The organism is Clostridiales bacterium (assembly GCA_030016385.1).
Classification (GTDB): Bacteria; Bacillota; Clostridia; order Clostridiales; family Oxobacteraceae; genus JASEJN01.
This window is the reverse complement of the sequence record JASEJN010000038.1, coordinates 1-26,042: the sequence shown is the minus strand read 5'-3', so window position 1 is coordinate 26,042 and position 26,042 is coordinate 1. Positions and strand designations below refer to the sequence as shown.

General features: G+C 38.4%; 23 protein-coding genes. 14 read left to right on the top strand and 9 right to left on the bottom strand.

Annotated elements, in window-relative coordinates:
* Positions 1-397 precede the first annotated feature (397 nt).
* Positions 398-1,819, bottom strand: coding sequence for a transposase (locus QME45_09885; GenBank protein ID MDI6618967.1), 1,422 nt, complete (start codon positions 1,817-1,819; stop codon positions 398-400).
* 157 nt (positions 1,820-1,976) lie between these two features.
* On the opposite strand from QME45_09885, the gene QME45_09880 reads away from it, so the two are divergent.
* The 4 genes from QME45_09880 to QME45_09865 all read left to right on the top strand — a co-directional run bounded on the left by QME45_09880 (position 1,977) and on the right by QME45_09865 (position 7,578).
* Entirely contained in the window at positions 1,977-4,283 is a 2,307-nt protein-coding gene (locus QME45_09880) for a helix-turn-helix domain-containing protein (protein MDI6618966.1), read from the top strand.
* A 275-nt stretch (positions 4,284-4,558) separates the two neighbouring features.
* Positions 4,559-4,954, top strand: coding sequence for a secondary thiamine-phosphate synthase enzyme YjbQ (locus tag QME45_09875; protein MDI6618965.1), 396 nt, complete (start codon positions 4,559-4,561; stop codon positions 4,952-4,954).
* Positions 4,955-5,031: 77 nt separating this feature from the next.
* Entirely contained in the window at positions 5,032-5,655 is a 624-nt protein-coding gene (locus QME45_09870; protein MDI6618964.1) for an HD domain-containing protein, read from the top strand.
* Positions 5,656-5,718: 63 nt separating this feature from the next.
* Positions 5,719-7,578, top strand: a complete 1,860-nt coding sequence (locus QME45_09865) for a glycoside hydrolase family 127 protein (protein ID MDI6618963.1) — start codon at positions 5,719-5,721, stop codon at positions 7,576-7,578.
* Between the two features lie 100 nt (positions 7,579-7,678).
* Here QME45_09865 and QME45_09860 read toward each other — a convergent pair whose 3' ends face one another.
* Together QME45_09860 and QME45_09855 are read right to left on the bottom strand one after the other, a co-directional pair.
* Positions 7,679-9,709 carry a beta-galactosidase gene (locus tag QME45_09860; GenBank protein ID MDI6618962.1) on the bottom strand — a complete coding sequence of 677 codons (2,031 nt, stop codon included), beginning with the start codon at positions 9,707-9,709 and terminating at the stop codon, positions 7,679-7,681.
* 92 nt (positions 9,710-9,801) lie between these two features.
* Entirely contained in the window at positions 9,802-10,215 is a 414-nt protein-coding gene (locus QME45_09855; protein MDI6618961.1) for a YkvA family protein, read from the bottom strand.
* Between the two features lie 351 nt (positions 10,216-10,566).
* Here QME45_09855 and QME45_09850 point away from each other — a divergent pair, with 351 nt between their 5' ends.
* The gene (locus QME45_09850; GenBank protein ID MDI6618960.1) at positions 10,567-11,322 is read left to right on the top strand and encodes an exodeoxyribonuclease III; all 756 of its coding nucleotides are present in this window, start codon (positions 10,567-10,569) and stop codon (positions 11,320-11,322) included.
* Between the two features lie 148 nt (positions 11,323-11,470).
* A complete protein-coding gene (locus tag QME45_09845; GenBank protein MDI6618959.1) occupies positions 11,471-11,830 on the top strand; it encodes a zinc-ribbon domain-containing protein in 360 nt (119 codons plus the stop codon).
* Positions 11,831-11,879: 49 nt separating this feature from the next.
* Here the strand turns inward: QME45_09845 and QME45_09840 are convergent, their stop codons facing one another.
* Positions 11,880-13,070 (bottom strand): MFS transporter, encoded by a 1,191-nt coding sequence (locus QME45_09840; protein ID MDI6618958.1) that lies wholly within the window; start codon positions 13,068-13,070, stop codon positions 11,880-11,882.
* A gap of 161 nt (positions 13,071-13,231) precedes the next feature.
* Positions 13,232-13,360: a hypothetical protein gene (locus QME45_09835; GenBank protein MDI6618957.1), complete on the bottom strand. Its 129-nt coding sequence runs from the start codon at positions 13,358-13,360 to the stop codon at positions 13,232-13,234.
* Positions 13,361-13,773: 413 nt separating this feature from the next.
* On the opposite strand from QME45_09835, the gene QME45_09830 reads away from it, so the two are divergent.
* From QME45_09830 to hxlB, 8 genes are all read left to right on the top strand, one after another.
* Positions 13,774-14,796 carry a LacI family DNA-binding transcriptional regulator gene (locus QME45_09830; protein MDI6618956.1) on the top strand — a complete coding sequence of 341 codons (1,023 nt, stop codon included), beginning with the start codon at positions 13,774-13,776 and terminating at the stop codon, positions 14,794-14,796.
* 23 nt (positions 14,797-14,819) lie between these two features.
* Positions 14,820-15,572, top strand: coding sequence for a sugar phosphate isomerase/epimerase (locus QME45_09825; GenBank protein MDI6618955.1), 753 nt, complete (start codon positions 14,820-14,822; stop codon positions 15,570-15,572).
* A 112-nt stretch (positions 15,573-15,684) separates the two neighbouring features.
* Positions 15,685-16,989 carry a citrate transporter gene (locus QME45_09820; protein MDI6618954.1) on the top strand — a complete coding sequence of 435 codons (1,305 nt, stop codon included), beginning with the start codon at positions 15,685-15,687 and terminating at the stop codon, positions 16,987-16,989.
* Between the two features lie 266 nt (positions 16,990-17,255).
* Positions 17,256-19,391 (top strand): hydantoinase/oxoprolinase family protein, encoded by a 2,136-nt coding sequence (locus tag QME45_09815; GenBank protein ID MDI6618953.1) that lies wholly within the window; start codon positions 17,256-17,258, stop codon positions 19,389-19,391.
* Positions 19,388-20,038: a hypothetical protein gene (locus QME45_09810; GenBank protein ID MDI6618952.1), complete on the top strand. Its 651-nt coding sequence runs from the start codon at positions 19,388-19,390 to the stop codon at positions 20,036-20,038. The genes QME45_09815 and QME45_09810 overlap by 4 nt, the downstream gene beginning before the upstream one ends.
* Before the next feature lie 2 nt (positions 20,039-20,040).
* Positions 20,041-21,015 (top strand): sugar kinase, encoded by a 975-nt coding sequence (locus QME45_09805; GenBank protein MDI6618951.1) that lies wholly within the window; start codon positions 20,041-20,043, stop codon positions 21,013-21,015.
* On the top strand, positions 20,990-21,604 hold the full coding sequence (locus QME45_09800; protein MDI6618950.1) for an orotidine 5'-phosphate decarboxylase: 615 nt from the start codon (positions 20,990-20,992) through the stop codon (positions 21,602-21,604). Before QME45_09805 ends, QME45_09800 begins: the two co-directional genes overlap by 26 nt.
* Entirely contained in the window at positions 21,605-22,144 is a 540-nt protein-coding gene (gene hxlB / locus QME45_09795) for a 6-phospho-3-hexuloisomerase (GenBank protein ID MDI6618949.1), read from the top strand.
* Between the two features lie 140 nt (positions 22,145-22,284).
* On the opposite strand, the gene QME45_09790 is transcribed toward hxlB, so the two are convergent.
* From QME45_09790 to QME45_09775, 4 genes are all read right to left on the bottom strand, one after another.
* Positions 22,285-23,238: a hypothetical protein gene (locus tag QME45_09790; GenBank protein ID MDI6618948.1), complete on the bottom strand. Its 954-nt coding sequence runs from the start codon at positions 23,236-23,238 to the stop codon at positions 22,285-22,287.
* Positions 23,239-23,324: 86 nt separating this feature from the next.
* The gene (locus QME45_09785; GenBank protein MDI6618947.1) at positions 23,325-24,308 is read right to left on the bottom strand and encodes a Gfo/Idh/MocA family oxidoreductase; all 984 of its coding nucleotides are present in this window, start codon (positions 24,306-24,308) and stop codon (positions 23,325-23,327) included.
* Between the two features lie 129 nt (positions 24,309-24,437).
* Positions 24,438-24,929, bottom strand: a complete 492-nt coding sequence (locus tag QME45_09780; GenBank protein ID MDI6618946.1) for a superoxide dismutase family protein — start codon at positions 24,927-24,929, stop codon at positions 24,438-24,440.
* Positions 24,930-25,100: 171 nt separating this feature from the next.
* A complete protein-coding gene (locus QME45_09775; protein ID MDI6618945.1) occupies positions 25,101-25,676 on the bottom strand; it encodes a flavin reductase family protein in 576 nt (191 codons plus the stop codon).
* Positions 25,677-26,042: the final 366 nt, after the last annotated feature.

The following is a 26,042-nucleotide window of genomic DNA, read 5'->3' as shown; positions in this document are numbered from 1 at the left end:
TTTCTATATTTTGCTTATGGGATTAATGATAAATTTTGAGTACGGCAGGATAGGAAGTGCTGTTATACATATAATATCAAGTCTTCATCATACAATGTTAAATAGCATTATTTCTACTTTATTATGATTTTTCTATATATTAATATAAATTTGTATTATTTAAAAATAAGCCTATTGCAGAAAAATAAAAAATATAATATTTTAATATAGAGGACTTTAATACTTTTAGTTGATTGCAAAACCCTTTAAAAATATGGGTAAAAAAGGGAATGGGAAGAACCAAAACATTAATTCTAAACGAATTAAGTAAGAAATTAAGGTGATAAAGTAGAAACAGGTGACACTGAGCAAAAAAGAGGTAAATTTAATAAACCTTGGCTTAATAAGGGGCTAAATGCTATGCTATCAGCGATTTTATTGATAAAAGGTGAGACTTCTTATCCAGTTTATCAGCAATCAGAACTACAATCTGCTGGGTTATGGCTGCAAGCATCACTTCAACTTTGAGAGAGGATGTATTCCTTAGTTTTGTATAGCCCAGAGCCATTGGGAATTTCACCATAAAGTTAGTTCTCTCAATGATAGTTCTTTGCTTGAAAAGTTGGATCCAACGCTCTGAACCTCTTGGAATAAGAGTATTTAGTCTGTAATCATCATCGACATTAGTATGATGCATTCGACCGCAAGATGATGAAGTGCAGGGATTTTCACAAGAAAGCTGATATTTTAACTTGCCATTTGTCCATACTCTTTTAGATTTAGGACATAGCCATTTTAGTCTTAATGGTCTCCCTTTTTCTTTGAAGGAACCATCAAATTTCATTGGAAGGGATCCGTCCTTGGGGCAAGTAGGGATACCATCTTCATTGACACCAGGCTTACCAATATTTTTGGAGCCTCTTGGGTTAATTGGGATGATAGGTATGATATTGTGGTCTTTGTATAGATATTTGTAGTTTTCAATGGAATCAAAACCAGTATCGCCTAAAAAGTAATCGTACTTGAAATGTGGATGGTAAGAAAAGAAGTTGTTAAGTACAGGGATTAGACTTTTGGAATCATAGTCATCTTTATGCTCGGATGCGGATAAAGTTTCTGAGATATCTATTGAATTATCACTATTGAAAAAATCAATGTGTCTTATTACACCGAGACCATTAGTGACAAAGGCTGCTTTGATTGAATAACAGTAGTGTCCGTTGATGTAAGACAATTTAATATCATCGTTAGCTTGAGCGAACTTTGGCATCTGAGAGCAAGCATAGCTATGAGCATTAAAATTTGGTATATCTTTGGAAAACCTTTTAACATTTCTCAAGACAGTGTCAAAGGCTTTTGGATTATTTTCTTTAACATAGCCTTCGATGCCGGTAGTATCAGCGATGAGCATGGAAGCAAGTTTAGGGTTTAATCTATTACAGATAGGTTCAGTGATTTCAACGAGATTATTAAAAAACAGTAGGAAATCAGCTTCAAAGTCAGTTTTCAATCTTGAAAACTGAGAGGCATCTGGCACTTTAGTAAAGCCACATAAATTTCTAAGTTCAGAAGAGAGATTTAGAATATTAACCAATAATGAAATATCAGGGATAGAGAGAATCATCTTTATAATGAGAGCTGTGAGCATTGATGAAAGCTTGTAATCCCTGGGATGCCCAGTAGAAGCATAATAGTGGTTATAGAAACTTTGAGGAATTAGTTTTGATAAATCAATATATTGCTCAAAGAGTTCTATTAGTTTCGGCTTATCCTGCTGAAAGTACTCATCAACATCTGAGTAAACATTAGCAAAGGATAGCTGATTTGAATGAGTTTGCATGGATTTTCCCTCCTTAAGTTGGTTTTGTTTTGGTAAATATAAATTCGACAAAAGTGGGGGTAAATCCTGCATATATATGCTCTATAAGCCTTGAAATTACTTGATTTCAAGGTTATGCAATAGACTATTAATACTTTCCAATGGGGGGAATAATACTGTGAAACAACCAAAAGTATTTAGTTTGACATTTTATAAATTATTCTTTTCTTATACGATTCTAACAGCTATTATTACTTTGTTGATAAGTACTATTTCATATATTTTTTTTGCAAGCAACTATAATCATGAGATCGAGATAAATGATAAAAATATATTAGAATATGAAAATAATATTTTTGTATCTGCCATATTTGATAAAGTAAGAACTACTTACCTTGATCTTTCATATACAAAAACAAATAGTGATATTCTTACATTTTTTTCTCATAATCCAATTAAAGGGAATCATGCTGTATTAAACGATGTGGAAAATTGTATCCGTCAATATGTAACAATGAACTCTGATATTATTGACTCCATAAGTATATATTATAAGACAAATAATATTGAATTATCTTCAAACACAGGCCTAAAATATCTCGATTTGAGAGATGATGAACCGTTAAGCAATTTGGAATGGATTAAAGTATCAAAGCAAGATATCAGTGAAGGATGGCAGTGGGCTTTGTTACCCGTCAATAATACGAAAGAGAAAACTATTGCTCTTGTAGGCGGTTATCCATGGTCATATAATGATTCCCTCAACGATAGTATGATTGCAATCTATATTAAAAATGAAGCGCTTAATAATATATTGGCAAGGTTGTCGCAGTCTCCGGGTCAATTTAGCTTGATATTAAATAGAGATGGAAAAGTTATAGCATCGTCAGGTAAAAATGTTAAACTTGAATGGATTGGCAAAAATCCATCGGCTCAACATATGGTTTCAGATACAAGCGATTACAATTTTTTCACAGGCAATATAAATAACAATAAGTACTTTATATCATATTGTACTGTGCCAAGTATCGGATGCCAACTGATTAGAGGGACTCCGATACAAAATTTTTATCAGAGATCGCAATATATACAGCGAATGCTTATAGTTATATTTTTTATTTGCTTTTTTATTGGACTTATATTATCGAATATTCTCTCATTCAAAGCATATAACCCTATTAAGCTGCTTACTAATAAAGTTCATAAGTTAATATGTGACGAACCACAATTGAATAAGCAAGATGAATATAAAGTTATAAATGGGGCGATTACAAATTTATCTGTAAAGTTAGGTGAATACAAAAACATACTGGATGTAAATCATCCAATAATATGCAATAATTTGGTAATAAATTTATTAAACGCAAATGTTAAGAGCAAAGATGAACTCAAAGAATATTTAAAACTTATGCAAATTGACTTTTTATGTGCAAAATTTATAGTTCTTATATTGTTCCTTGATAAGAAGGTAATATGTTCCATGTCTATCAAAGATCAGCAATATATTAAATATCATTTAACTGATTTAATAAATAATTATTCGGATAATAAAAATTTAGTTATGTGCGCCGCCTTAGACAATATTACAATAGGCATTATATTTAATTCTGACAATGAAAATTATGCCCGGGAATTTATTTTTAAAATGTCTTCATATATAAAAGAATCGCTTGGAATTAGATTTCTGTTTGCATATGGGGATTGGGTATCTAATCCTTTGCATATTAATAAGTCATTTGAGTATGCAAAGCGGTTGGCGAGATATCGCTATTTCATACTATTGGAATCCACGGTTATTCCGCACGATATACTTGAGAGAGATAATAGTAAAGAAAAAATGCCTAAAAATATGGAAGAACAATTTGCGCAGGCGCTTAATAGCCGTCATCTTGAAGAAGCACAAAATAATATAAGACAATTTATCGATATGGCTATGAAAGGCAGCTATGAGGCGAATTATTGCACAGCAAGATTGATGAAATTATGTCAAATATTAATAGATTTTGCAAGCAAACTGAATTACCAGCCTATGGAAAACGTAGAAGATATACTTTCGCAGCCGCTAAAATATTTGTGGAATATCTCCGAATTTTATGGGTTGTCATCAGAGTTAATTAGGAATATTTTTAATTATTCCGAGAGGATGAGCAATTCTCATAATATAGAAATGATTGAGTCGCTAAAAAATTATATATGTAAAAATCTTAATAAACCACTGTCTCTTGATTTTCTTGCGGATACAGTGCATCTAAACCCGAAATATCTAAGCCGTATATTTAAAGAATTAACAAACGAAAATTTAACTGATTTTATAATTAGCAAACGTATGGAAAGAGCTTCAGAACTGCTTTTGAATACAAATATGTCCGTGGAGAAAATTGGCACGTTAGTTGGGTATAATAATAGCTCGTATTTTATACGTAGATTCAAAGAAACGTATGGATACTTCCCCAAGAATTACAAGATAATGATGAAAAAGTCGTAGGAATTTGGCTAAAATTTACTATTCTTAACCGTAGTTATACAGTACTTCATCATATGTGATATTTAAACTTTAATATAAAGATCTATAAAGAATGCTATAATGGAAAGAGAGAATTCTTGATTTCAAAGCATTTATATAAGGTTTTTCAATTCGTAATTTGAAATATGGCATAAATGGGATTATGTTATTTTGAGCAACGAATGAGCATTATGAAAGTCTCAGGCAAAAATGGCACATCTGTAAGAAAAATCATTAATGAATTTGAAGGTGAGAATATGGAGTACGAAATAAAAACGACTAAAGCGCAGGAATTTATAGATATTACTGATATAGTAAAAGAGGCAGTAAACAAAAGTGGAGTTATGGACGGAAGTGTTATAGTATTTGTTCCTCATACAACGGCCGGCGTCACAATAAATGAAAATGCTGATCCTAATGTTGTTTATGACATATTGTCTGCATTGAATAAGGCGTTTCCGGAGAATAACGGCTACCGGCATATTGAAGGCAACTCCCATGCTCATATCAAGGCATCGTTGATGGGTTCGTCCTGTACCGTACTAATTGAAAATGGAAGGTTAAAACTGGGTACGTGGCAGGGGATTTATTTTTGCGAATTTGACGGGCCGAGAATCAGGAATATCTATATAAAGATAATCAAAGGACTTTAGAGCAAATTGAACAATGCCGGGCCATAACAGTTTTGCGCTTTATAAGAAATACAGATCATACAGGAGGACAGGTTACCATGATAGACAATGGAATAAAAAATGTGCCGACTTTGAATGATGCAAAGAAATTATTGAATGAAGCGGAAAAGCTAAATCCGGGCCCATGGGTTGGTCATTCTCTTTATGCAGGGAAAGCGGCGGAATTGATAGCCCAAAACTGTCCGGAGTTAAATTCAGATACTGCTTTAGTGCTGGGCATGCTTCACGACATAGGTCGAAGATTTGGTGTTACAGACATGAGACATGCAATTGACGGATATAATTTCTGCATGGACAAGGGTTACACATTTTTAGCAAAAATATGTATGACGCATTCCTTTAATTATAAAGATATAAGGGCAGCCTTCGGGAAATGGGACTGCAGCAAAAAAGAATATGATTTTGTCAAGGAATATTTGCAAACAATAGAATATGATGATTATGACAGACTGATACAACTATGCGATGTCCTGGCGCTGCCGGATGGATTTTGCCTGATAGAAAAAAGAATGGTCGATGTGGCGCTAAGGCATGGAATACATGAAGGAATAATTCCCAAATGGAAGGCAACTTTTGAAACCAAAGATTATTTTGAACGTAAAATTGGCAAGTCGATTTACAGTTTACTGCCGGGAGTTGTTGAGAATACTTTTGGATTATAGGTCCATTATGTATATATGAGTAATGAAGAATATAATGCAAAAGAGTAAAGGGGTATGAAATTTATGAAAACAAGCTTAAAACCGCTTGCAAGGCTGGTGAAATTGCTGCCAGGCGAACCTGAGGCCAGACGTGAGCGAAACCGCGATTATCTGATGCGTTTAACAGCACGCAACTTACTTTTATCACATTATTTTGAGGCTGGTCTGATTGGGCTACCTTACAAATCGGAAAATATTCATTGGGGATGGGATTCACCTACCAGTTATATAAGAGGAACTGTTGTGGGGCATTGGCTAAGCGCCGCGGCCCGTATTTTTGATGAAACTCATGACGAAGAACTTAAGGCTCGGGCAGATTTTATTGTTTCTGAAATTGGACGCTGTCAAAAAGAAAACGGCGGAGAATGGGCATTCCCGATTCCTGAGAAATACCTTTATTGGTTGAAAAGGGGCAAAACCGTATGGGCCCCTCAATATGTATGCCATAAAAACATGATGGGATTATTGGATATGTATAAATATGCCGATAATCATCAAGCGATGGAAATATTACTTAAATGCGCCGACTGGTTTTATAAATTTACGAATGATATATCCCGTGAACAAATGGATAAGATGATGGACTCGGAAGAAACCGGCGGTATGATGGAATACTGGGCGGATTTGTATGATGTAACTAAGGATGAAAAACATTTGACACTTATGAGGCGTTATGAAAGGCCAAAATTATTTAATCCAATTTATGAGGGGAAAGATGTCCTTACTAATATGCACGCCAATGCTACTATCCCGGAGATTCAGGGAGCGGCCAGGGCATATGAGGTAACCGGAGATGAACGCTACCGTAAAATAGTTGAGAATTATTGGGATTTGGCAGTTAGAAAACGAGGAATGTATGCTACCGGAGGACAAACTTGTGGAGAAGTATGGACGCCGATGGGGAAACAATCGGCCAGGCTGGGTGAGCTTAACCAAGAGCATTGTACTGTATACAATATGATGCGTTTATCGGAATATCTTTTGCGCTGGACAGGTAAAGCCGAATATGCGGACTATTGGGAAAGAAATTTATATAACGGTATATTTGCCCAGGGATATTGGCAGGGACGAAGTTTGGCCACAGTCTGTGAACCTCTTGATCCGCCTACGGGTTTGATAACATACTATCTTCCGCTAGCTGCCGGATCGCAAAAAAAGTGGGGCTCTGAAACCAATGATTTCTGGTGCTGCCATTGTACGTTGTTACAAGCTAATGCTAATCATAGGGAGGGTATTTATTATCAGAATTCAGATGAAATACTGCTATGCCAGTATTTACCGTCAGAAGTGAATTTTAAAATCGATAATGTAAATATTAAGCTAATACAGCAAATCGATAGTTTAGGGGGAGAAACACTTAAAATTTTGCCTATAGCAAGCGAGATTAGCTCCCGGCCCAGTTATATCAGCATTTCAATTAAAATCAAGTGTGAAAGTCCATCTGAATTTACCCTTAAGTTGCGCTCACCATGGTGGCTGAAAGGTAAACTTACTTGTTTAGTAAATAATGAAAAAGTCGAATTAAGTAGCGACGGAAATGGTTTTGAATGTATTCGCAGAAAATGGGGCGATGATGAAGTCAATGTGATACTGGGAAAAGCATTAACATGCTGGCCCTTAGCCGATTGTCCCAATATGGTTGCTTTTATGGATGGGCCCATAGTTCTTGCAGGGTTAACCAGTGAAGAAAGAATGCTTTACGGAGATATCGATAATCCCTATAGCATGCTTACTCCTGATGATGAGAGGCAGTGGGATATGTGGAAAACGGGCTGGCGAACTATAAACCAACCTGTAGGAATTCGATTTAAGCCTCTGTATGAAATTGGAAATGAAGTTTATACAGTTTATTTTCCTGTAAGAAAACAGCGATATTTATTATAGAATCATGCTTTGCACATTAATAAATAAATCCTGCAAACTTTATCGATGTAAGTGCTTTACATCGATAAGGTTTGCAGGAATCGCTTTAAACAGAATGTTATCAATATGATATTGTGTATATTTCATCCGGGGAAATATTATATTTTTCTTTTTTACCGTCGGCTACATCATAGATAACTTTGTTGCAATCCACCACATGCCTTACCATTTCTCCATAGGGTTTATGGCATACGTCCGTAAAACCGATCTGGTAGTTTTCCCCATCAAACCTGCCTAAAGCAGCTTGGTCGTTGAGTATGAAATAGTGTGTTCCAACGCAATATTCCGTAGCGGCGGCAGCTTCATTGTAATATCTGAAAGCCTTTCCCCTCTCGTCCTGGCTTGTTACTGCCCTGAGTCCTGTGGCTGTAGGCCCTCTATCCAGCGCTCCAAAATGGTATTCGCCTATCATAACAGGCAAATTGGTGAACTTTCCCACTTTTTCAATACTCTCCACCGGAGACATCTTGTAATTATTCAGTGAGAAAACATCGAAGTTTTCGTATCCTGCAAATAAGTCGTCACTCGAAATAAAAGCATACCGCATTCCAAGATTCAGATGATACGGATCCAGCATTTTTACGGCCTGGCTTGGTATTTTTACATAAAGCTCAATCATCTTTTTTGAGAAATCTTTTAAATCATGCGCTGCGGCAACTGAAAGTTTTGAAGCCTTTCTTATCTTTTTCTTTAGCTGGTTAAAACCTGAAAAAGATGTATTCCATGCTTTATTGAACTTATTTATGCTTCCGGAATAACGCTTCGATAAGAAGTCTATCAGAGCATTTTTAGAGTAAAGGTCGGCTTCGTTTTCAAGGAGCTCTTCCGCAATGTTGAGATTGTTTACAAATGCCCATTCGGGCTCATTTCTCAGGAAATAACCTATCATATATGGGTCTCCTTCAAATGCTTTTATCTGCTCGGCAAATTTTGACGAATTATTTTTGTACTCATCGCTGAACACATCAGGAAAGTCCCTGAAGATGTTTTTCGCTGTTGTAGGGAATTCACCAAGAGGCCATACGTACGGCAACTTGGAATATTTTATAAATCTCATGGGCGACCAGTTCCCGATAGTGTTGAAACCCCAGTCTGACATTCTTTCGCGGGTGATTTTGGCCCAGCTTTGCCACCATTTATCAGAGCCAAAGGCTCTTATAAGGTTGGAGACCCCGAAGTTTATAAAAAGATTATTACCGGAATTTCCTTCAATACTATATGCGTCTTTAAATTCTCCGCTTTTATCAGGCAGCCAGCCGAATAATTTCTCGATTCCGGTTACCAGGCCGCTCTCTCCAGGAGATGTGACATCCATTCCCATACTATAGAAAGCATAACCATCCGGATCAACCAGCCACCATCTTCTGCCGTCATGCTGGGTTCTGAAATATCCAGTGGCGTCAAACTTTTTTCCTTTCCACCCGCCGTATTCATCACGGTTTTTAAAAGTAGGCGTCCCTTGATTTTTTTCGGTTTTGTGTAATTCGCCTTTGAGATAAGATACCATTTCGTCAACACTTCTGGCTTTTTCCGGCCAGTCATTGAGCATCCACTGGCCCATTTCATCCACCAGCTTTTTATCCTCCAGAGGATAATTGGGTTCTGTATCAGACAAATGGAGGTTCGATATTTCGAGCACCTGTTTATATGTAAACTTTGCTGTTCCTATGGCAAATCTGTTGGTTTCATTCAATTCAACTTTGCTGCCGTGAACCACAGTCTTTAGCTTTCCCGGAGTACGCGGCAGAAAAAGGTTCTGGCCTTTCAAAGAATCAAGTGGAAAGGCTATCCTTGTTTTAAGCTTCGGCAGGATGCCGTTTATGCAGTGTATATTCGGATCATCATATGCATGGTCAGCATCCCAGAATTCGATTTCCACAGCCATTGAATGATCTCCGTGGTTTATTGCATCAAATACAAGATATTTATAATCATTCCAGTTTATATTTCCTAACTTTCCGGGCGTCCCTTCAAGAACTAACTTTCCCGCTTCGCCCTTGAGGGATTCGATAGTAACCGCGCTGCCGTCATCACTAAAGACAGCAGTACATCCTACAGGCCTAAAACATCTGAGTTCCAGGTTATTTCTCATTTTTACTCCCACCTTTGCTAAAATGTTGGAAATATTTATATTTCTTAATCAATTATACTCGTATTATTGTTGGCACAGCAAATATTTATGAATCAGCGGAACGCCAACTTATAAATGATAAGTCCGATTATTGCAGCCCAGATAAGTATTATTATTCCGGCTGCGATCCAGCCCTTGGGCTTTCCTTCGCTTATGGTATCCTCGGCATTGGTCCTGCATTCATCTATGATATTTTTTGGTATAAGTTTTATAACCAGCAGAACTCCTAATGGTATCAGCAGCAAATCATCCAGATACCCTAATACGGGAACGAAATCCGGGATTAAATCGATAGGGCTTAAGGCGTATCCAACTACAATAATGCTTAGCAGCTTGGCATACCAAGGCGTGTCCGGCCTCTTATATGCCAGATATAATATCTTAACTTCTTTTTTTAGTTTATGCGCCTTGCTTTTTATAGATTCGAATCTCTGCTTTAACCCGTGCGTTTGTTTTAATTCTTTCATTTCGGCACTCCCTTGAATGACATTGTCCGTATATAATTATAAATTATCGCTCTCACTTATGCGCAGATTTTCAAATAATAATATTGTACCGCATACCCGCCAGTTGTAAAATAAAATAAAGGAACAAAGGTGTATAAAGATTATCTGAAGAATATTATGGAAAGAGCAATTAGCGGAAAGTCTTTAGAGTCTGTTAATGAAAGTTCAGGATAAGCAGAATCAATGTCTGAGCGAAGCGAGTTTTGATTCTGCCCTGAACAAGTTTACAGACTCTCAAGACTGTGAGCTTAGCGATTGGAATAATATTCTTCAGATATAAAATAAAGGAACAAAGGGGGAGGTACATACAAGATGAAAAAACTTATTTCATGGAATGTAAACGGATTGAGAGCATGCATTGGGAAAGGTTTTATTGACTATTTTAAATATGCTGACGCGGACATATTTTGCATACAGGAAAGCAAACTGCAGAAAGGACAGATCGACTTTGAGACCAATGGATACTACCAGTACTGGAATTATGCTGTAAAGAAAGGGTATTCTGGCACGGCAATATTTACTAAAGTTGAGCCCGATACCGTCGCTTATGGAATTGGAATCGAAGAGCATGACATGGAAGGGCGTGTTATAACCCTTGAATTTGACGAATACTATCTTGTCAATGTATACACCCCAAATGCCAAGAGGGGACTTGAACGGCTCGGCTATAGGATGAGATGGGAGGATGATTTCAGGGAATACCTGAAAAAGCTGGATGGCTTTAAACCGGTGATTGTATGCGGCGATATGAATGTCGCACATGAAGAAATTGATTTAAAGAATCCGTCATCCAACAGGAATAATGCAGGTTTTACGGATGAGGAGAGAGGCAAGTTTACCGAGCTTTTAAATGCGGGTTTTATCGACACATACCGCTATTTTTATCCTGAGAAGAGGGATGCATATACATGGTGGTCTTATATGTTTAATGCCAGGGCAAAAAATATCGGATGGCGTATCGATTATTTCTGTGTATCCGAGAGATTTAAATACAGAATATTAAAAGCTGCGATACATGCCGATGTATCTGGCTCCGACCACTGCCCAATCGAGCTTGTGATTAAATAGAACTTGGAAAGACTGTAACGGTTAAGAAACAAGAGGTTCATCGGCGTTTTTGTCTTTAAAATGCTTTTGTTATAATATAATAGATAAAGCATATAAATTAATTGGAATTTAATTCTATGTTATATAATTTTATAAGGAGGACGAATATATGGCATTTCTTAATAACATTTCAAAGAAAGTCGAGAAGACAGCCAAGGCTGCTGCCAGGAAATCAGGGGACCTGGTTGAGGTGGCAAAGTTAAATATGTCTATAAATTCCGATGAGAGCAAGATTCAAGAAATTGCATCTGCAATAGGAAAAGGGATTTATAAGATGTACAGGGAGGGGAAGGAAGTCCCTGAAACTCTGATAGAAAGCTGTAGGGAAATAAAGGGTATAGAAGATCATATTACGGCAGTCAGGGCAAAGATCATGGAGATAAAGAATATGAAGATTTGCCCCAATTGCAAAGCTGAGGTACAAAATAATGTAGAGTATTGTCCCAAATGCGGTACAAAATTCCAGTAAATCCGTCTAACTGGCGTAATAGATGAAAAAAAGCCAGGGCCGATTGAGTTTACTCTGGCTTATTATGTTGTCCGCCATGTTCCTTTAGCTTGATCATAAGGAAAATAATAAAGGGTACATATATAACAGCTATTGTTCCAAATGTAATTGAGAAGCCTATTTTTTCAGCCATAAGGCCGAAAATGGGGAAGATGCATATCATTATTAAGCTGTAGCAGAGACTATTTAGCGACAGCAGTGTTGCCCTGTATTTAGACGGTATCTTTGAATTTATATAGTCGCTGAAAACAGGATATGCTATGCCCCCGGCTACCGATGAAACCAAATAAAATATGGCTGATAAATTCATAAAAATGGACATACCTAAAAAAGACAGCACGTTTATTGCAGATATTAATACCAATGTTCTCTCAGGTTTTAGCAAACGCTCTATTCTGTATGCAGCTTTTGAACTCAATGCGGAGATAAGGCTGCCTGCTGCAAAAATTAATGCTATGGCAGTCTTTGTAAAACTGATATTTTCAAAGTATTTCTGACCATAGAAAAAAACTGTAGCTTCAAGGCTGGATAAAAGCGCTGAAAAGATTATTAAGTAAAGGACTGCTTTTCTTCCCTTCAAAACATCAATGCTTTTTGCTATCTGGCGTACCAGTGTTTCGCTTTCGTCCTCAGTATTTTTTACGGGCGGTTCTGTAAAATTAAATGAAACAATAAGTGCCGCACCTTGAATGGCTGTACCCAAAGCGTATGCATATATAAATCTTATGTCGGCCAAGATTCCGCCAAGCAGTATTGCCATACCTTGGGCAATGGACATTAAAAACGCCAGATTGCCCCATATTCTTTTGTAACTTTTTTCCTCGCCCAATTCTTTTAAGCTGTCATATACAAGGGCTTCCGCTGCACCGGAGTCCAGATTATATGATGCGGCGCTTACAATAAAGGACAGCGCGAATTCTATAAAGTTACGGGATACAATCATGAGCATGCAGGATATAACCGAAAGTATTCTTCCTGAGATTACACTGAACCTTTTGCCGTAAATATCGGCTATAGCCCCTGTGGGCAGTTCGAAGAGCAGACTTGTTACGTGGAATATGGACTCGAGCAGCCCTATCTGTATAAGAGACATACCCTTATATGAAAGGTATAAAACCCATATTGCCGTTGTTATATTCAAATCCATGAAAAAACTATATATATAGCTGACCGTTACATTTCTTTTTAATTTATTTACCATGTTTACTCCTCCCAAAGCCGGTTTTAACAATAAAAATAAGCCTTTTTTAAAATCAGTAAGGCTTATGGAAGAAGTATCGCCGTTATTTAAAATGCAAACAAAAATTCAGGGCGTAAACCCTGAAATCATATCGCTTGTATTTAAGATATAGAATCATGGATTTACACCGGTCTATGCATATTAAAAATGGATACACTTCTCCCCTTAAAATCCAGAATGCCGCTTTTTACAACTGAACTGGAATATAAGGGGTTCTTTTTCATTTTAATTGCATCAATCTTGACACCCATGATCTATCCTCCCTTTATCAACAATTCCATTATAAAACATTTTTGATGCGCCGGCAACTATTTTGCGCGCAAGCTTGAATCTGGCGAATGAGCATTATGAGAGTTTTGATAAGTTCTTGGCTTGCTGCCGCATAAGAATCCTTAGAGCTTTTGATTGTCTGAGTGAAACGAGTTTCAAAAGCTCTTGGATTCTTAAGGCTGCAGGCCTTAGAACTTACAAAACTTGAATCTGGCGAATGAGTGTTCAAAATAACATAAGTTCATATTACGAATCGAAGGCGTGCAAAATTAATTCATCAGAAGAGAAAAATAAAATTTCAGAAATTATTGATTTGTCGAAATATGTATGCTATTATAATAATGTAATTTATGTTTATCGGTTTCGTTAACTGATTAACTAAAAAGGGGATATTATGAAGTTAGAAAAAGAAGTTGTAACGATAAACGATGTGGCAAGATTGGCAGGTGTGTCCAAAACTACTATATCGAGGTATCTAAATGGTAAATACGAATTCATGTCAAATAGGACAAGGCTGAACATACAAGATATAATTGAAAAACTCCATTACAGGCCAAACAATATAGCAAAAACGTTAAAGTCTAATAAAAGCGGAATGATAGGGGTTATAATAGCTGATATCACGAGCCAGTTTTCCTCCATATTGCTCAAGGGGATCGGGGACATCTGTATGGCTAACGGCTATCAGGTGATAATATCGAATGTTGATGATGATCCTGAAAAAGAGAGGCAATATATAGGGTCTTTAATAGACAGCAGAGTCGAAGGCATTATCGTGAATACTACCGGTTATAATGATGAATTTCTAGTTAAAGTCAATGAAACAAGAGTACCCATTGTGCTGGCCGATAGGACGATGAAGGAATTGAAAATTGATTCCGTTGCTACGAATAATTACAAGATGACATTTGAAACTATAAAATTTCTGGTAAAAAGGGGATACCGCAATATCGCTTTTTTTACCGAGGAACCTAAAGGAAACCGCGTCAGACATATCAGAAGACAGGGATATCTGGATGCCATGAAAGACCTGTTAAATATTGATGGGAATGAATTGATTTATACTATCGATACAAATGATAAAAACACATGTAAAGAGGCCCTTAAATCATTCAATAATTCATGCAAAAATAAGCTTAAGGCAATATTTACACTTAATGGGGTAACTCTGTTAAATGTCCTTCAGAGTATAAAACAGTGCAACTTAAAGATACCGGAAGATTTCTATGTTTGCGGCTATGAGGATTGGGGGTGGGCGTCGCTGGCTTACTCTAAAATACCAGTTATTTCACAAAATTCCTATGAAGTCGGTGCCGAAGCGGCTAAGATGCTAATAAAGAGGATCAACAGCAATAGAAAAAGCAAACCCAAATATAAAGAAATTGAGGCCAGGCTTATAATCCATTCGCCTGAATAAAATTTGCCAATATGGAGGAAATTATGGACAAAAACAATATAGTAATAAATACACTGGTGTTTTTGGATGATTTAAACAAAGGGGTAAAGCAGTCTAAGCTCTTAGAGTATATTTATTCTTCAGGAATTAAAAGTGTTGAAATAAGAAGAGAGTTTATGGATGATTTTGATTCTGAACTCCTTAAAATAAGGACGTTTTCTGAAAAATTCAGTATGGTTCTTTATTATTCGGTATCGGGATCATTATATACAAATGGTAAACTAAATAGAGGCGAAATCGAAAGGTACTTTAAAGAATCTGGTAAAATGGGCTGCAGGAACGTTAAACTCAATATCGGAGACTACGATTATATGAGTACCCAGGATGTCCTTGATGTGAATTCCATTTGCGATAAATATTCAATAAAGCTTACTATAGAAAATGATCAAACGGATGCCAATGGAAAGATAGATAAAATCGAAAGATTTCTGGAAACTGCAAAAAGCTTAGGAATGAAAGTACATTGCACTTTTGATATAGGTAACTGGATCTGGCAGAAGGAAGATCCGCTGGAGAATGCATATAAGTTAAAACCGTATGTCACATATATTCACTTAAAGGATGTATATATAGGGGACAAGCCGCACGTGGTATTGCTGGATGAAGGGAATATACCGTGGAGGAATATACTTAAAATATTCGACGGCAGTATACCTGTAGCTCTGGAATATCCATGCCGTCCCGATACTCTTTCAAAGCTAGAAAATGAAATAAGCAAGCTGCAGAAGGTCAACTGAACATATTTTAAGGGGGTGATAGATGACTGTATAATAATATGTATCAAGCCATCTATCTATATAAGCAACAGTTATTAGATCTAAAAACTAATCCTACAAGGGAGGTATATTAATGTCATTAGAAGTTATATTGGGTATCCTGTTGTTGATTTCTTATTTTGGGCTGATTTATTACGCCGCAAAAGGCGGCAACCTTATGTTGGGATTTTTAATCATGGCTATAATTTGGGTTGCTTTAGGCATGATAGGCGGAAAGATTTCATGGCAGGTTGCACAGACCCAAGTATTCCAGGGCGGTCCTGAAAGTTGGGGAGCAACGGCGGTTGTGGTTATCTTCGGAAGCTGGTTTGGCAGAATACTGGTGGAGACCGGAATCGCTGCAACTATCATAAGAAAAACTGTTGAACTTGGAGGAGATAAACCTCTTATTACGACCATATTGTTATCCATAGTAACCGGCCTTATATTTACAAGTACCTTTGGAGCCGGCGCCGTTGTAGCAATCGGTGTTATCGTGCTTCCAATTCTTTTTTCACTGGGCGTTCCAAAGCCGCTGGCTGTCAGTTCATACCTAATGTCGGTCGGCTCCGGTATGTATGTCAACATTGTTTTATTTAAACAGATGCAGGGAATTTTCCAGGGCTTTAAGTATGATAGCAATTATTTAAAGTTCGGATTTACTGCGATGGGAGTTCAGTTATTTATTATTATAATAATGCTTGCTGTAAGGCTCAGGAAAAGCGCGGTAAACCATGCATGGGCGGCACAGGGCACTCAGAGTGCCGGCACATATACTACTCAGCATGTTCCTGCCATGGCTTTAATAACACCGCTTATTCCGGTTATCCTGGCCATAGCATTCAAGTGGCAGCCGATACCGGCATTTATAGTAGCGGTATTCTATGCCCTGTTTGTATGCGGGAAAATCAAGAGCTTTCACGATGCAGAAAAAATCGTTACCAAAACATTCTACGATGGTGTTGTAGACGTTGCTTCACTGCTTGGATTCCTGTTCATACTTCCAATGTTCAACAAGGTTTCCGGCATGGTAGCTCCGTTCTTCCAGGCAATACTGGGTGGCGTAATGCCGAGGAGTCCATTATTCCTTTGCATATTGTTTGCAATTGTTGCTCCACTCGGGTTATTCAGAGGGCCATTGACAGTATTCGGGGCAGGTTCCGCAACTCTTGGTATATTAAATGCAATTGGAGGCTTTACAAATACATTGCTGTTCCCGCTCATTTATATACCGACAATTACAATGAATATTTCAGCTTGCCCGACGCAATCATGGAACCTGTGGTCACTTAGCTATTCAAAGGTTAGCACAAAGGAATTCTTAAAATCCGGCGTTCTCTGGGCCTGGATAATATGTATTATAAATTCTTTGATTGTATATTTTATGTACGGGGTATAATCATATATATGAGAAATTAGGAGCTTGTAGCAGAAACATTAACTATATAAGGGAATGTCGGGAAATCCCTCGTTAATAGTTATGCTTATACAAGATGTTGTTGCATAATGGACATTTATCCATTATGCAACAACCCCTAATTTTGACTTCAATTCGTAATTTGAAATCAAGCATAAATAGAATTGTGTTATTTTGAGTAACGAATGAGTGTTCAAAATAACACAAGCTAAAATTACGAATTGAAGAATTTTAAACAGGAGGTAAACATGACAAAGAGATTGGTCCGTGTTGGAATAGACGTAGGTGGAACTCACACAAAAGCGGTTGCGATAGACAACGATACACATGAGATTATCGGCAAGGCATCGGTAATGACAACCCATGATGATGAGCTTGGAGTATCCGCCGGAGTCATAGAAGCTTTTGAAAAATGCCTTAAAGATAACAATATTGATCCTGAGGATGTAGTCTTTATAGCTCACAGTACAACTCAGGCAACAAATGCGCTGCTTGAGGGAGATGTCGCAGATGTCGGAATCATCGGCATAGGCAAAGGCGGGCTTGAAGGATTCCTTTCAAAAAGGCAGACTGAAATTGGCGATATCGATTTAGGCACTGGAAAGACTATTAAGGTGCACCATACCTATTTAAAACAAAAAGACTTTAACGAAGATACCGTAAAGGGTGCTATTAAAGACCTTGCCGGACAGGGCTCCAGCGTTATCGTGGCTTCCAAGGCTTTTGGGGTTGACGATATCAGTGAGGAGGAAGAGGTTAAGGATGTCGCAGAAAAAATGGGCATGCCTGTAACAGTCGCATCGGATATCACCAAGCTTTACGGTTTGACGCGAAGGACGAGGACTGCGGCCATCAATGCAAGCATACTTCCTAAAATGCTGGAAACTGCAGAAAGCACGGAAAAAAGCGTGAAAAAAGCTGGAATAAAAGCTCCGCTTATGATAATGCGCGGAGACGGCGGCGTTATGGATATTTCTGAGATGAAAAAACGTCCTGTGCTCACGATGCTATCCGGACCTGCGGCCAGCGTAGTCGGAGCACTGATGTATCTTCGCGCTTCCAATGGAGTTTACTTTGAAGTAGGGGGAACCAGCACAAATATAGGTGTTATAAAAAACGGCAGGCCGACTGTCGATTACACTATAGTCGGCGGACATCCAACTTATATAAGTTCTCTTGATGTAAGAGTTCTCGGCATTGCCGGGGGAAGCATGGTGAGGGCAAATAAAGATGGAATTGTGGATGTAGGGCCGAGGAGTGCCCATATAGCGGGCATGGAATACTCGGTATATACTCCCGAGGAAGAAATCGTTGAACCGGAATTGGAATTTTTCTCCCCTAAAAATGGCGATCCTGCCGATTATGTAGCAATAAAGCTCAAGGGAGGAAAAAGAATTACAATTACCAACAGCTGTGCTGCAAACGTACTGGGGCTTGTAAGACCTGAAGATTATTCCTATGGAAGCAGAAACTCTGCTTATAAGGCAATGGAGCCCTTGGCTGAATATCTCGGGTTATCCGTCGAAGATGTCGCAAATAAAATACTTGAAAAATCATTTGAAAAAATAAAACCGGTGATCGAATCCCTGGCTGAAAAATATAAGCTTGAAAAAGACCAGATTTCGCTGGTGGGTGTTGGCGGCGGTGCTGCGGCCTTGATTCCCTATACCGCTAAAAATATGGATCTGGAATACAGCATTCCCGAGAATGCGGAGGTTATTTCATCAATAGGAGTTGCGCTTGCGATGGTCAGGGATGTTGTCGAAAGAGTCATACCGAATCCATCGACCAAGGACATCGCCGGCATCAAGAAGGAAGCGGCCGATCTGGCTATTACAAGCGGTGCCGTTCCGGACAGCATAGAGGTACAGGTGGAGATAGACCCTCAGACTTCAAAGATAACCGCCATAGCATTAGGCTCTACGGAGGTTCAGACGACGGATCTTTTAAAGTCCTGTTCCGAAAATGAAGCAAAAGAGATTGCAGCAAAGTCTATGGGCGTCTCGGCAGATATCGTGCAGATTGAAAATAAAAATAATGCGTTATATGTGTTCTCGGCAGTAAAAGACAAAAAGTCAGGCAAAAAGCAAATAAGGGTCGTAGATAAAAAAGGCTTTATCAAAATACAGAGAGGAGACGGCGAAAGCATATCTTGCAAGGTGAAGGATTTGAAGGATACCACAGCAAAGATGTGGGAGAGCCTTTCGGTATATAAAAGCGACATAAAACTCACTCCGGACTTTTCCCTTTGCATCGGAGGCAAAGTACTCGACTACTCAAGCATGATGAGCATAGATCAATTGTATATGGTTATGGAGACGGAAACGATGCTTTTAGAGCCGGATGATATGGTCATAATTGTCGGGGCTAAGAATGACTTATGATAAAAGAATTGATAGATGAGTTGAAGACTATAGATGAAAATACCTGGGGTGCCTATATATTTAAAAGGGACCCCATAGGTAACAGGGTTGCAGAAAAAGAGGATATAATAGAGAAAGCCGGTGAGTGCGGAAGGCGGGAAGCAGCCGCGCTTAAAGATAAATACGGCTATAGGCCATGCCGTGAATACGCAAAATGCCTCGGCTTGATTATTTCGAGATATGAAGATTGCGATAGCAAAGATTATATACTGTTTGCACGGTTCAATGCGCCCGATAGAATCTCGATTTACATGGATAGTGTAAACAAGGCTGAAGAAATAGTTAAGGAAGAGAATCTTAGCGGTTTGCTTGATGGAGTGAAAATCGAGGATGTGTTGATTGCCCATGAAATGTTTCACTTCATCGAAAGTAGAGATAAGGAAATATATACGAGAAAGAAAAGGGTGAAGCTGTGGAATATAGGCCCAATAAAATATACATCGGGCCTTGTAGCAGCTGGTGAAATTGCAGCTATGGCATTTGCCAGGGAATTGCTGAGTCTTAGTTATTATCCTGGTTTATTTGATATATTGCTTTTATGGCCGCACGATGAGAATAAGGCCAAAGTGCTGTACGAAGAAGTTCATGCAATGAAGGGGGTTAAATGATAATGTCTGAAATCATATTGATCGGTGAACCTATGGCGATGTTTGTAGCAGATTATGTCGGCAATCTTGAGGATGTGAAGAAATTTACAAGATCTTTGGCGGGAGCCGAGGTGAATGTATGTATAGGTTTGAAAAGATTAGGCTATCATGTCGGGTATGTTACGAGGCTCGGAGTCGATCCCTTTGGGAAATATATAATGAAATTCCTGATAAACGAAGGTATCGATACAAGCAATGTAACATTTGATGAAAATTTTCCGACGGCCTTTCAGATAAAGGGTAAAACAGAGAAAGGAGATCCCGAAGTCGTATATTTCAGGAGAGGTACCGCTGCATCACATATAAGCAGGGAAGATGTTGAAAAAATAGATTTAGGGAAGGTAAGGCACATCCACGTAACCGGGATACCCCCTGCATTATCCGAAAGCTGCAGGGAGGCTACATATGAGCTCATAAGAAGAGCAAGGGAGAAGGGGCTGCCTATAACGTTTGATCCGAACCTAAGGCCTTCACTGTGGAAAAGCAAAGAAGAGATGATAAAAGTTATAAATGATATAGCTTCAAAATGCGATATGATACTTCCGGGTATATCGGAGGGACTGACGCTTACAGGAAGCGATGAACCGGATGCTATAGCGGATTTTTACTTAAATCTTGGTGCAAAGACGGTAATTGTAAAGCTGGGAGGCAAAGGCGCATTTGTAAAGACAGAATATGAGTCGTATACGGTGCCCGGCTTCAAGGTTGAAAAAGTAGTGGATACAGTTGGAGCCGGCGATGGATTTGCAGTAGGCGTAATAAGCGGGCTTCTCGAAAAATTATCATTGAAAGATGCGGTGATAAGAGGCAATGCCATAGGCGCTATGCAGGTCATGGTGCCTGGTGACAATGAAGGCTTGCCTGACCGTGAAAAATTACAGCAGTATCTTAGAGAAAAGATGGGAAAAGAATATGAAGATACAGTTAGCCATAGATAGAGTAACAATTGAAAGAGCTAAGGAAATAGCCGGGGAAGCCGGTCCCTACATAGATATAGTTGAAGTCGGGACATCCCTTATAAAGGATTATGGAATATCTTCGGTAAGAAGTATAAAAGAGTTGTTCCCATCAAAAGCGATTTTAGCCGATATGAAGACCATTGATGAAGGAGCTTATGAATTTAATGCAGCATTTTCAAACGGTGCGGACATCGCTACGGTAATGGGCGCATCCTCTGTGGATACAATCATGACTTGTGAGGAAGTTACAAAAAGGTTTAAAAAATTGATGATGATAGATCTTTTAGGGTTGGATGATAAAAAAATATATGGGCTCAAAAAGTTCAGCGATGCGATATTTTGTATCCATGCTCCGTCGGATGAAGGAGGGAATGGTCTGACTTTACTCCTTCGGCGATTTAAGGGAAAATTTCCTGAAATAGGCAGCATTGCTGTCGCAGGAGGGGTAAACCTTCGGAATATATCCGATATAAAAAAGGCGGATGCGGATATCGTAATAATAGGCGGTGCCATAACGAGGTCCGGCTCTGTCAGGGACAGCGCAAAGAAATTCAGGGAGATGGTTTAGATGAATATACTGGATGTTATAATTGATGAAATAAAGTCTGTGCTTTCAAGGGTAGATATGAAGCAGCTTGAAGACGTAGTAAACTGCATAAACAAAGATGTCAGCATATTTGTAGATGGAGAAGGCCGGTCCGGGCTGATGGGGAAGAGTTTTGCGATGAGGCTGATGCACCTTGGCTATAATGTATATGCAGTCGGAGAAACCATAAACCCCTCAGTTAAAAAAAATGATATATATTTTTCAATTTCAGGTTCCGGAGAGAGCGGAAATGTTGTTTTGAATACCAAAAGGGCGAAGGATAAAGGCTGTTTTATAATAAGCGTTACAAGCAAACCAAAATCGACTATAAGCTCATTAGCCGACAGGTTGATAATAGTTCCTGGAACGACAAAGGGCGATAAGGGAGAACAGAGAAAATCTGTGCAGTTGCTCAGCACGCTGTTTGACCAGAGCGTTCATATAGTTCTCGATGCATTGTGCCTGATGCTAAGCAAAAAAGAAAATATCTCCAATGGCGAGGCTACGGCCAGACATTGGTGACGAGTTTTTTAACTGTTGATATGCCAAACTGAATGGAAATCGTTTCATAAAAATATCGCTTGACAAATAAAGGTTCCAGAGAGGGGACGGCCAGGCCTCCCCTCTCTGGAACCCCATGATAAATTTGGAAATCCGTTATATTATACTGCATTTTTTTCTAATTCACTTAAAAGTTCATCATATTTCACTCTTGCCATTGCAACTACTCTATCGGCTCCTCCATAGGATATATAAATCCATCCGTTGTTTATAAAAGCGCCCTGTGGAAAAACCACGTTGTTTACATGCCCGTGTATTTCATAGTCTGTCTGTGGTTCAAGCAATGGATAGGGCAGCCTTGCTATGACCTTTGATGGGTTTTTAAGGTCCAGAAGAGCTGCTCCGGTGCGGTAACAGAAGGGCACCCTGTCATCTGCGACGCCGTGATAAATGAATAACCATCCGGACTCTGTCCTAATTGGAGGTACGCTGCCGCCGACTTTTTTATTTTCCCATGGGAATTCGCTTTTGATTACAACTTTTTCATGCATACGTTTGCTATAATTTGCCCAGAAGCGCCTGTCAAACATCTCATCAAAGGAATCAAAATAGTCGATCTGTATTTCAGAATTAATCCTGTGTATATATACGATCTTTCCTCTTATTCTCTCGGGCAGTATAAAAGCATCTTTATCAAACTGTACGGTTGGTATGATGCCGAGGCGCTCAATATTCTTGAAATCTTTAGTGCGTGCAACGCCAACTCTTGCACAGGATAAATCCCATGAAGTAAAAAAGATATAGAACATGCCTTCGAAAATTATAATGCGCGGATCCTGACAGCCGGCTTTGCTCCATTCATTAAATGGGGCAATCAACGGTTTATCGTAATCTTTTATAAGCTTGCCATTTGTATCAAGCTCTGCATATGCTATAAAATCATGAACATAGCTTATGGGAGATATCCCATCGGGGGGACACTTTGATGATTCAGCTTCAGCCCACCGATAGAGCATATGCACGCGATTACCCTCTCTTGCCATTCCGGCATTGAATTTAGCATGATATTTATCTTTGGGGTTTAGTACTACTCCTAATCTTTCAACGTTTAGCATAATAATAACCTCCATTATTATTCAGACAAATGAAATATTTTATATTTTCCGGTTGTATTCTTCAAATATAAAAAATGCACCTGTGCTTACTTATCTGCAGGATAAACCAAGCCTATTTGCCTTCTTGCTTCATCCATTATGTTCATAACCTCCATTGAAAACCTATGAGTTATTATTGACGATTCTATGCTGCCTGAATTCATTAAATTTATGAATTCGGATGCCTCATAATACATAGAGTCCTCAAGCTGCGGAACAGATATATTTTCGATTTTCCCATTACGATAATGTATTTTTATATTTTTTGGCGTGTTGACGGAATCTATAATTATACTCCCCGTCTCTCCCTGGATTTCCGAAGGAATACAGGAATCGGTTATTTTCGAATATATAATTACTCCTTCCATATTTTCATATTGAAGGATCATGCTCCCTTCGCCGTCTGCTCCTGACTCAAGAATCAGGCCGTTTGCCTTGATGCTTTCAGGTTTTCCGAATAGCTGAATCAGAGGGTGTATGCAATATACGCCGATATCCATTAAAGCGCCGTTTGAAAGGTCAGGGTTGAAGGCATTGAGTATGATACCCTGTTTATATTTATCGTATCTGGAAGAGTACTGGCAGTAGTTTCCAAAATATCTTCTGATAGTACCTATTTTATATATGTTGTCCTTTATTGCCTTGAAATTGGGCAATGCGATAGACTTGATCGCTTCCATAAAAAGTACGTTGTTTTTCTTTGATGTTTCTATAACCTCTGCCAGCTCTTTTGAATTTGAGGCAGCGGCTTTTTCACATAAAACAGGCTTTTTATTTTTCAGAAAGATAACAGACTGCCTGCTGTGCAGTGAATTTGGGCTTGCAATATATACGGCATCGCAGGCATCGCTTTCTGCCATGTCATAAAGATCCGTAAAAACATTGCTTATATTGTATTTATTTGCGAAGTACTCCCCTCTCTCCTTAGTTCTTGAATATACGGCGGAAAGCACAAAATTTTTATTAAGAGACGCTCCCTTTATAAATTTGTCTGTGATTGTATTTGTGCCTATAACACCAAATCGTACCATGATTTTACCTCCCATATATCTTCATCTGTTCGTCATATTATTATATATCATTCTGAAAGTTATTTACGGATAATATAAAAAAATTTAATTATATTTGCTGAGTTTTTATATTTGGCAGGTATTCTTATTTTACAGTACTTTTATAACCCCGCAGGCCAGCCTTTTCCCGGAGTTACCTGCAGGCTGACTTCTGTAATCATCCGGACTTTCATGTATTATTACAGACTTTCCTATTATATCGCTGACCTTGAATTTATCTGTAAAAAAGCACATTTCGGCACGGCCATGGTTTGAAAATAATACTGGAAAATCACCTGCATGATTGCCATGAGGCTGGTTTGTCGGATTCCAGTGCCCTCCTGCTTCCTTAAATGGTTCGGATGGGTCCCCTGCTTCGCAGTTGCCGAATTCATGGATATGAAAGCCATGGGGACCAATTGGAAGGTTACCGTCCGTTGCAGGACGATATGCCGGAAGACCGGTGACTGAGACACATACATAGGTACCTCCTGGTTTATCTATAAAGTTTACAACACCTCTTATGTCTGGAGCAAGAGGTCCTCCTTTTATCAAAGCGAAGGCAGCTCGTATGCCGTGATCGACTTTTGCATCACCTCTCATGAATGGAGAGGCAAAATGGGATGGATAAATTTCATGAGCATTGAACTGCCATGGTCGTATAAAACATGGAGGAAAGTAAGTGTATTGAAACAATCTAAATCATTCCTTAAAACATATATAATATCCATAGTATGAAAATCAGAAAATAATGTTACACTCCCTGATATACTTTTATTTTCTCCTGCGTTTCTTTTTGACCGAGAATCCAAAATGTCCGACAGGCTTTTTTAATCCGCAGTACTGCCCGTGGGAATAGCAAACTATTCCTGCCTCATCCAGCTTGAATTTTCCTTCTTTATCGATGTATTTCTCATCTGCATCTACTGCAACAACGCTTGCCAGGAACATGTCATGAGATCCCAATTTTATTATTTTTTTAACCCTGCATTCTATGTTAACCGGGCTTTCCTCTATAATCGGGCATTTAAGTTTTTTAGCCTTCCCGGGAGTAAGCCCTGTCTCCGTAAATTTGTCGACATTCCTGCCTGATTTTACACCGCAACAGTCCGCAGAGCGTACAAGCTTCTCTGTAGTCAGATTTATGACGAATTCACCTGTATTTTTAATGATTTCATATGAATATCTCTCAGGCTTTATGGAAATGTATGTCATTGCAGGATTGGAGCATACAGTACCGGTCCAGGCAACCGTTATAATATTATAATCTTTAGGAACACTGCCGCATGTTACCATAACTACAGGTACAGGATACAGCATCGTTCCAGGCTTCCATGTAATTTTTGGCAATTAAGTCACCTCTCAAACACACATATATTTATTATACTCATTTATGAAAGTAATAGTAAACGCATAAATGTTGGAACACGGCAAAGGCGTGAAACTATTTCTTTTTAATATGTTTATAAAAGAATTTTTTAGGGAGTATGAATATTTTTATGTATTCTTTCTTCTATTCTTTTTCATATCTTCTCAAAGTCTTTAAAGACTTATAACTTTATTGCAAATATTTAAAATTACTAATTTAATAAACTACTTTTTACTTCAATTTGCAATATGAGCTTATGTTATTTTGAACATTCATTCGGCAGATTCAAGTCTTGTAAGTTCTAAGGCCAGCAGCCTTAAGAATCCAAGAGCTTTTGAAACTCGTTT

Bases quoted from the DNA above. Each gene is read 5' to 3' on its own strand.
- QME45_09865 (MDI6618963.1), top strand. From the start codon at position 5,719: ATGAAAACAAGCTTAAAACCGCTTGCAAGGCTGGTGAAATTGCTGCCA.
- QME45_09875 (MDI6618965.1), top strand. From the start codon at position 4,559: ATGGAGTACGAAATAAAAACGACTAAAGCGCAGGAATTTATAGATATT.
- QME45_09845 (MDI6618959.1), top strand. From the start codon at position 11,471: ATGGCATTTCTTAATAACATTTCAAAGAAAGTCGAGAAGACAGCCAAG.
- QME45_09860 (MDI6618962.1), bottom strand. From the start codon at position 9,709: ATGAGAAATAACCTGGAACTCAGATGTTTTAGGCCTGTAGGATGTACT.
- QME45_09785 (MDI6618947.1), bottom strand. From the start codon at position 24,308: ATGGTACGATTTGGTGTTATAGGCACAAATACAATCACAGACAAATTT.
- QME45_09830 (MDI6618956.1), top strand. From the start codon at position 13,774: ATGAAGTTAGAAAAAGAAGTTGTAACGATAAACGATGTGGCAAGATTG.
- QME45_09790 (MDI6618948.1), bottom strand. From the start codon at position 23,238: ATGCTAAACGTTGAAAGATTAGGAGTAGTACTAAACCCCAAAGATAAA.
- QME45_09780 (MDI6618946.1), bottom strand. From the start codon at position 24,929: ATGAGAGGTGATGCAAAAGTCGATCACGGCATACGAGCTGCCTTCGCT.
- QME45_09835 (MDI6618957.1), bottom strand. From the start codon at position 13,360: ATGGGTGTCAAGATTGATGCAATTAAAATGAAAAAGAACCCCTTATAT.
- QME45_09815 (MDI6618953.1), top strand. From the start codon at position 17,256: ATGACAAAGAGATTGGTCCGTGTTGGAATAGACGTAGGTGGAACTCAC.
- QME45_09870 (MDI6618964.1), top strand. From the start codon at position 5,032: ATGATAGACAATGGAATAAAAAATGTGCCGACTTTGAATGATGCAAAG.
- QME45_09855 (MDI6618961.1), bottom strand. From the start codon at position 10,215: ATGAAAGAATTAAAACAAACGCACGGGTTAAAGCAGAGATTCGAATCT.
- QME45_09885 (MDI6618967.1), bottom strand. From the start codon at position 1,819: ATGCAAACTCATTCAAATCAGCTATCCTTTGCTAATGTTTACTCAGAT.
- QME45_09805 (MDI6618951.1), top strand. From the start codon at position 20,041: ATGTCTGAAATCATATTGATCGGTGAACCTATGGCGATGTTTGTAGCA.
- QME45_09800 (MDI6618950.1), top strand. From the start codon at position 20,990: ATGAAGATACAGTTAGCCATAGATAGAGTAACAATTGAAAGAGCTAAG.
- QME45_09810 (MDI6618952.1), top strand. From the start codon at position 19,388: ATGATAAAAGAATTGATAGATGAGTTGAAGACTATAGATGAAAATACC.
- hxlB (MDI6618949.1), top strand. From the start codon at position 21,605: ATGAATATACTGGATGTTATAATTGATGAAATAAAGTCTGTGCTTTCA.
- QME45_09820 (MDI6618954.1), top strand. From the start codon at position 15,685: ATGTCATTAGAAGTTATATTGGGTATCCTGTTGTTGATTTCTTATTTT.
- QME45_09850 (MDI6618960.1), top strand. From the start codon at position 10,567: ATGAAAAAACTTATTTCATGGAATGTAAACGGATTGAGAGCATGCATT.
- QME45_09825 (MDI6618955.1), top strand. From the start codon at position 14,820: ATGGACAAAAACAATATAGTAATAAATACACTGGTGTTTTTGGATGAT.
- QME45_09840 (MDI6618958.1), bottom strand. From the start codon at position 13,070: ATGGTAAATAAATTAAAAAGAAATGTAACGGTCAGCTATATATATAGT.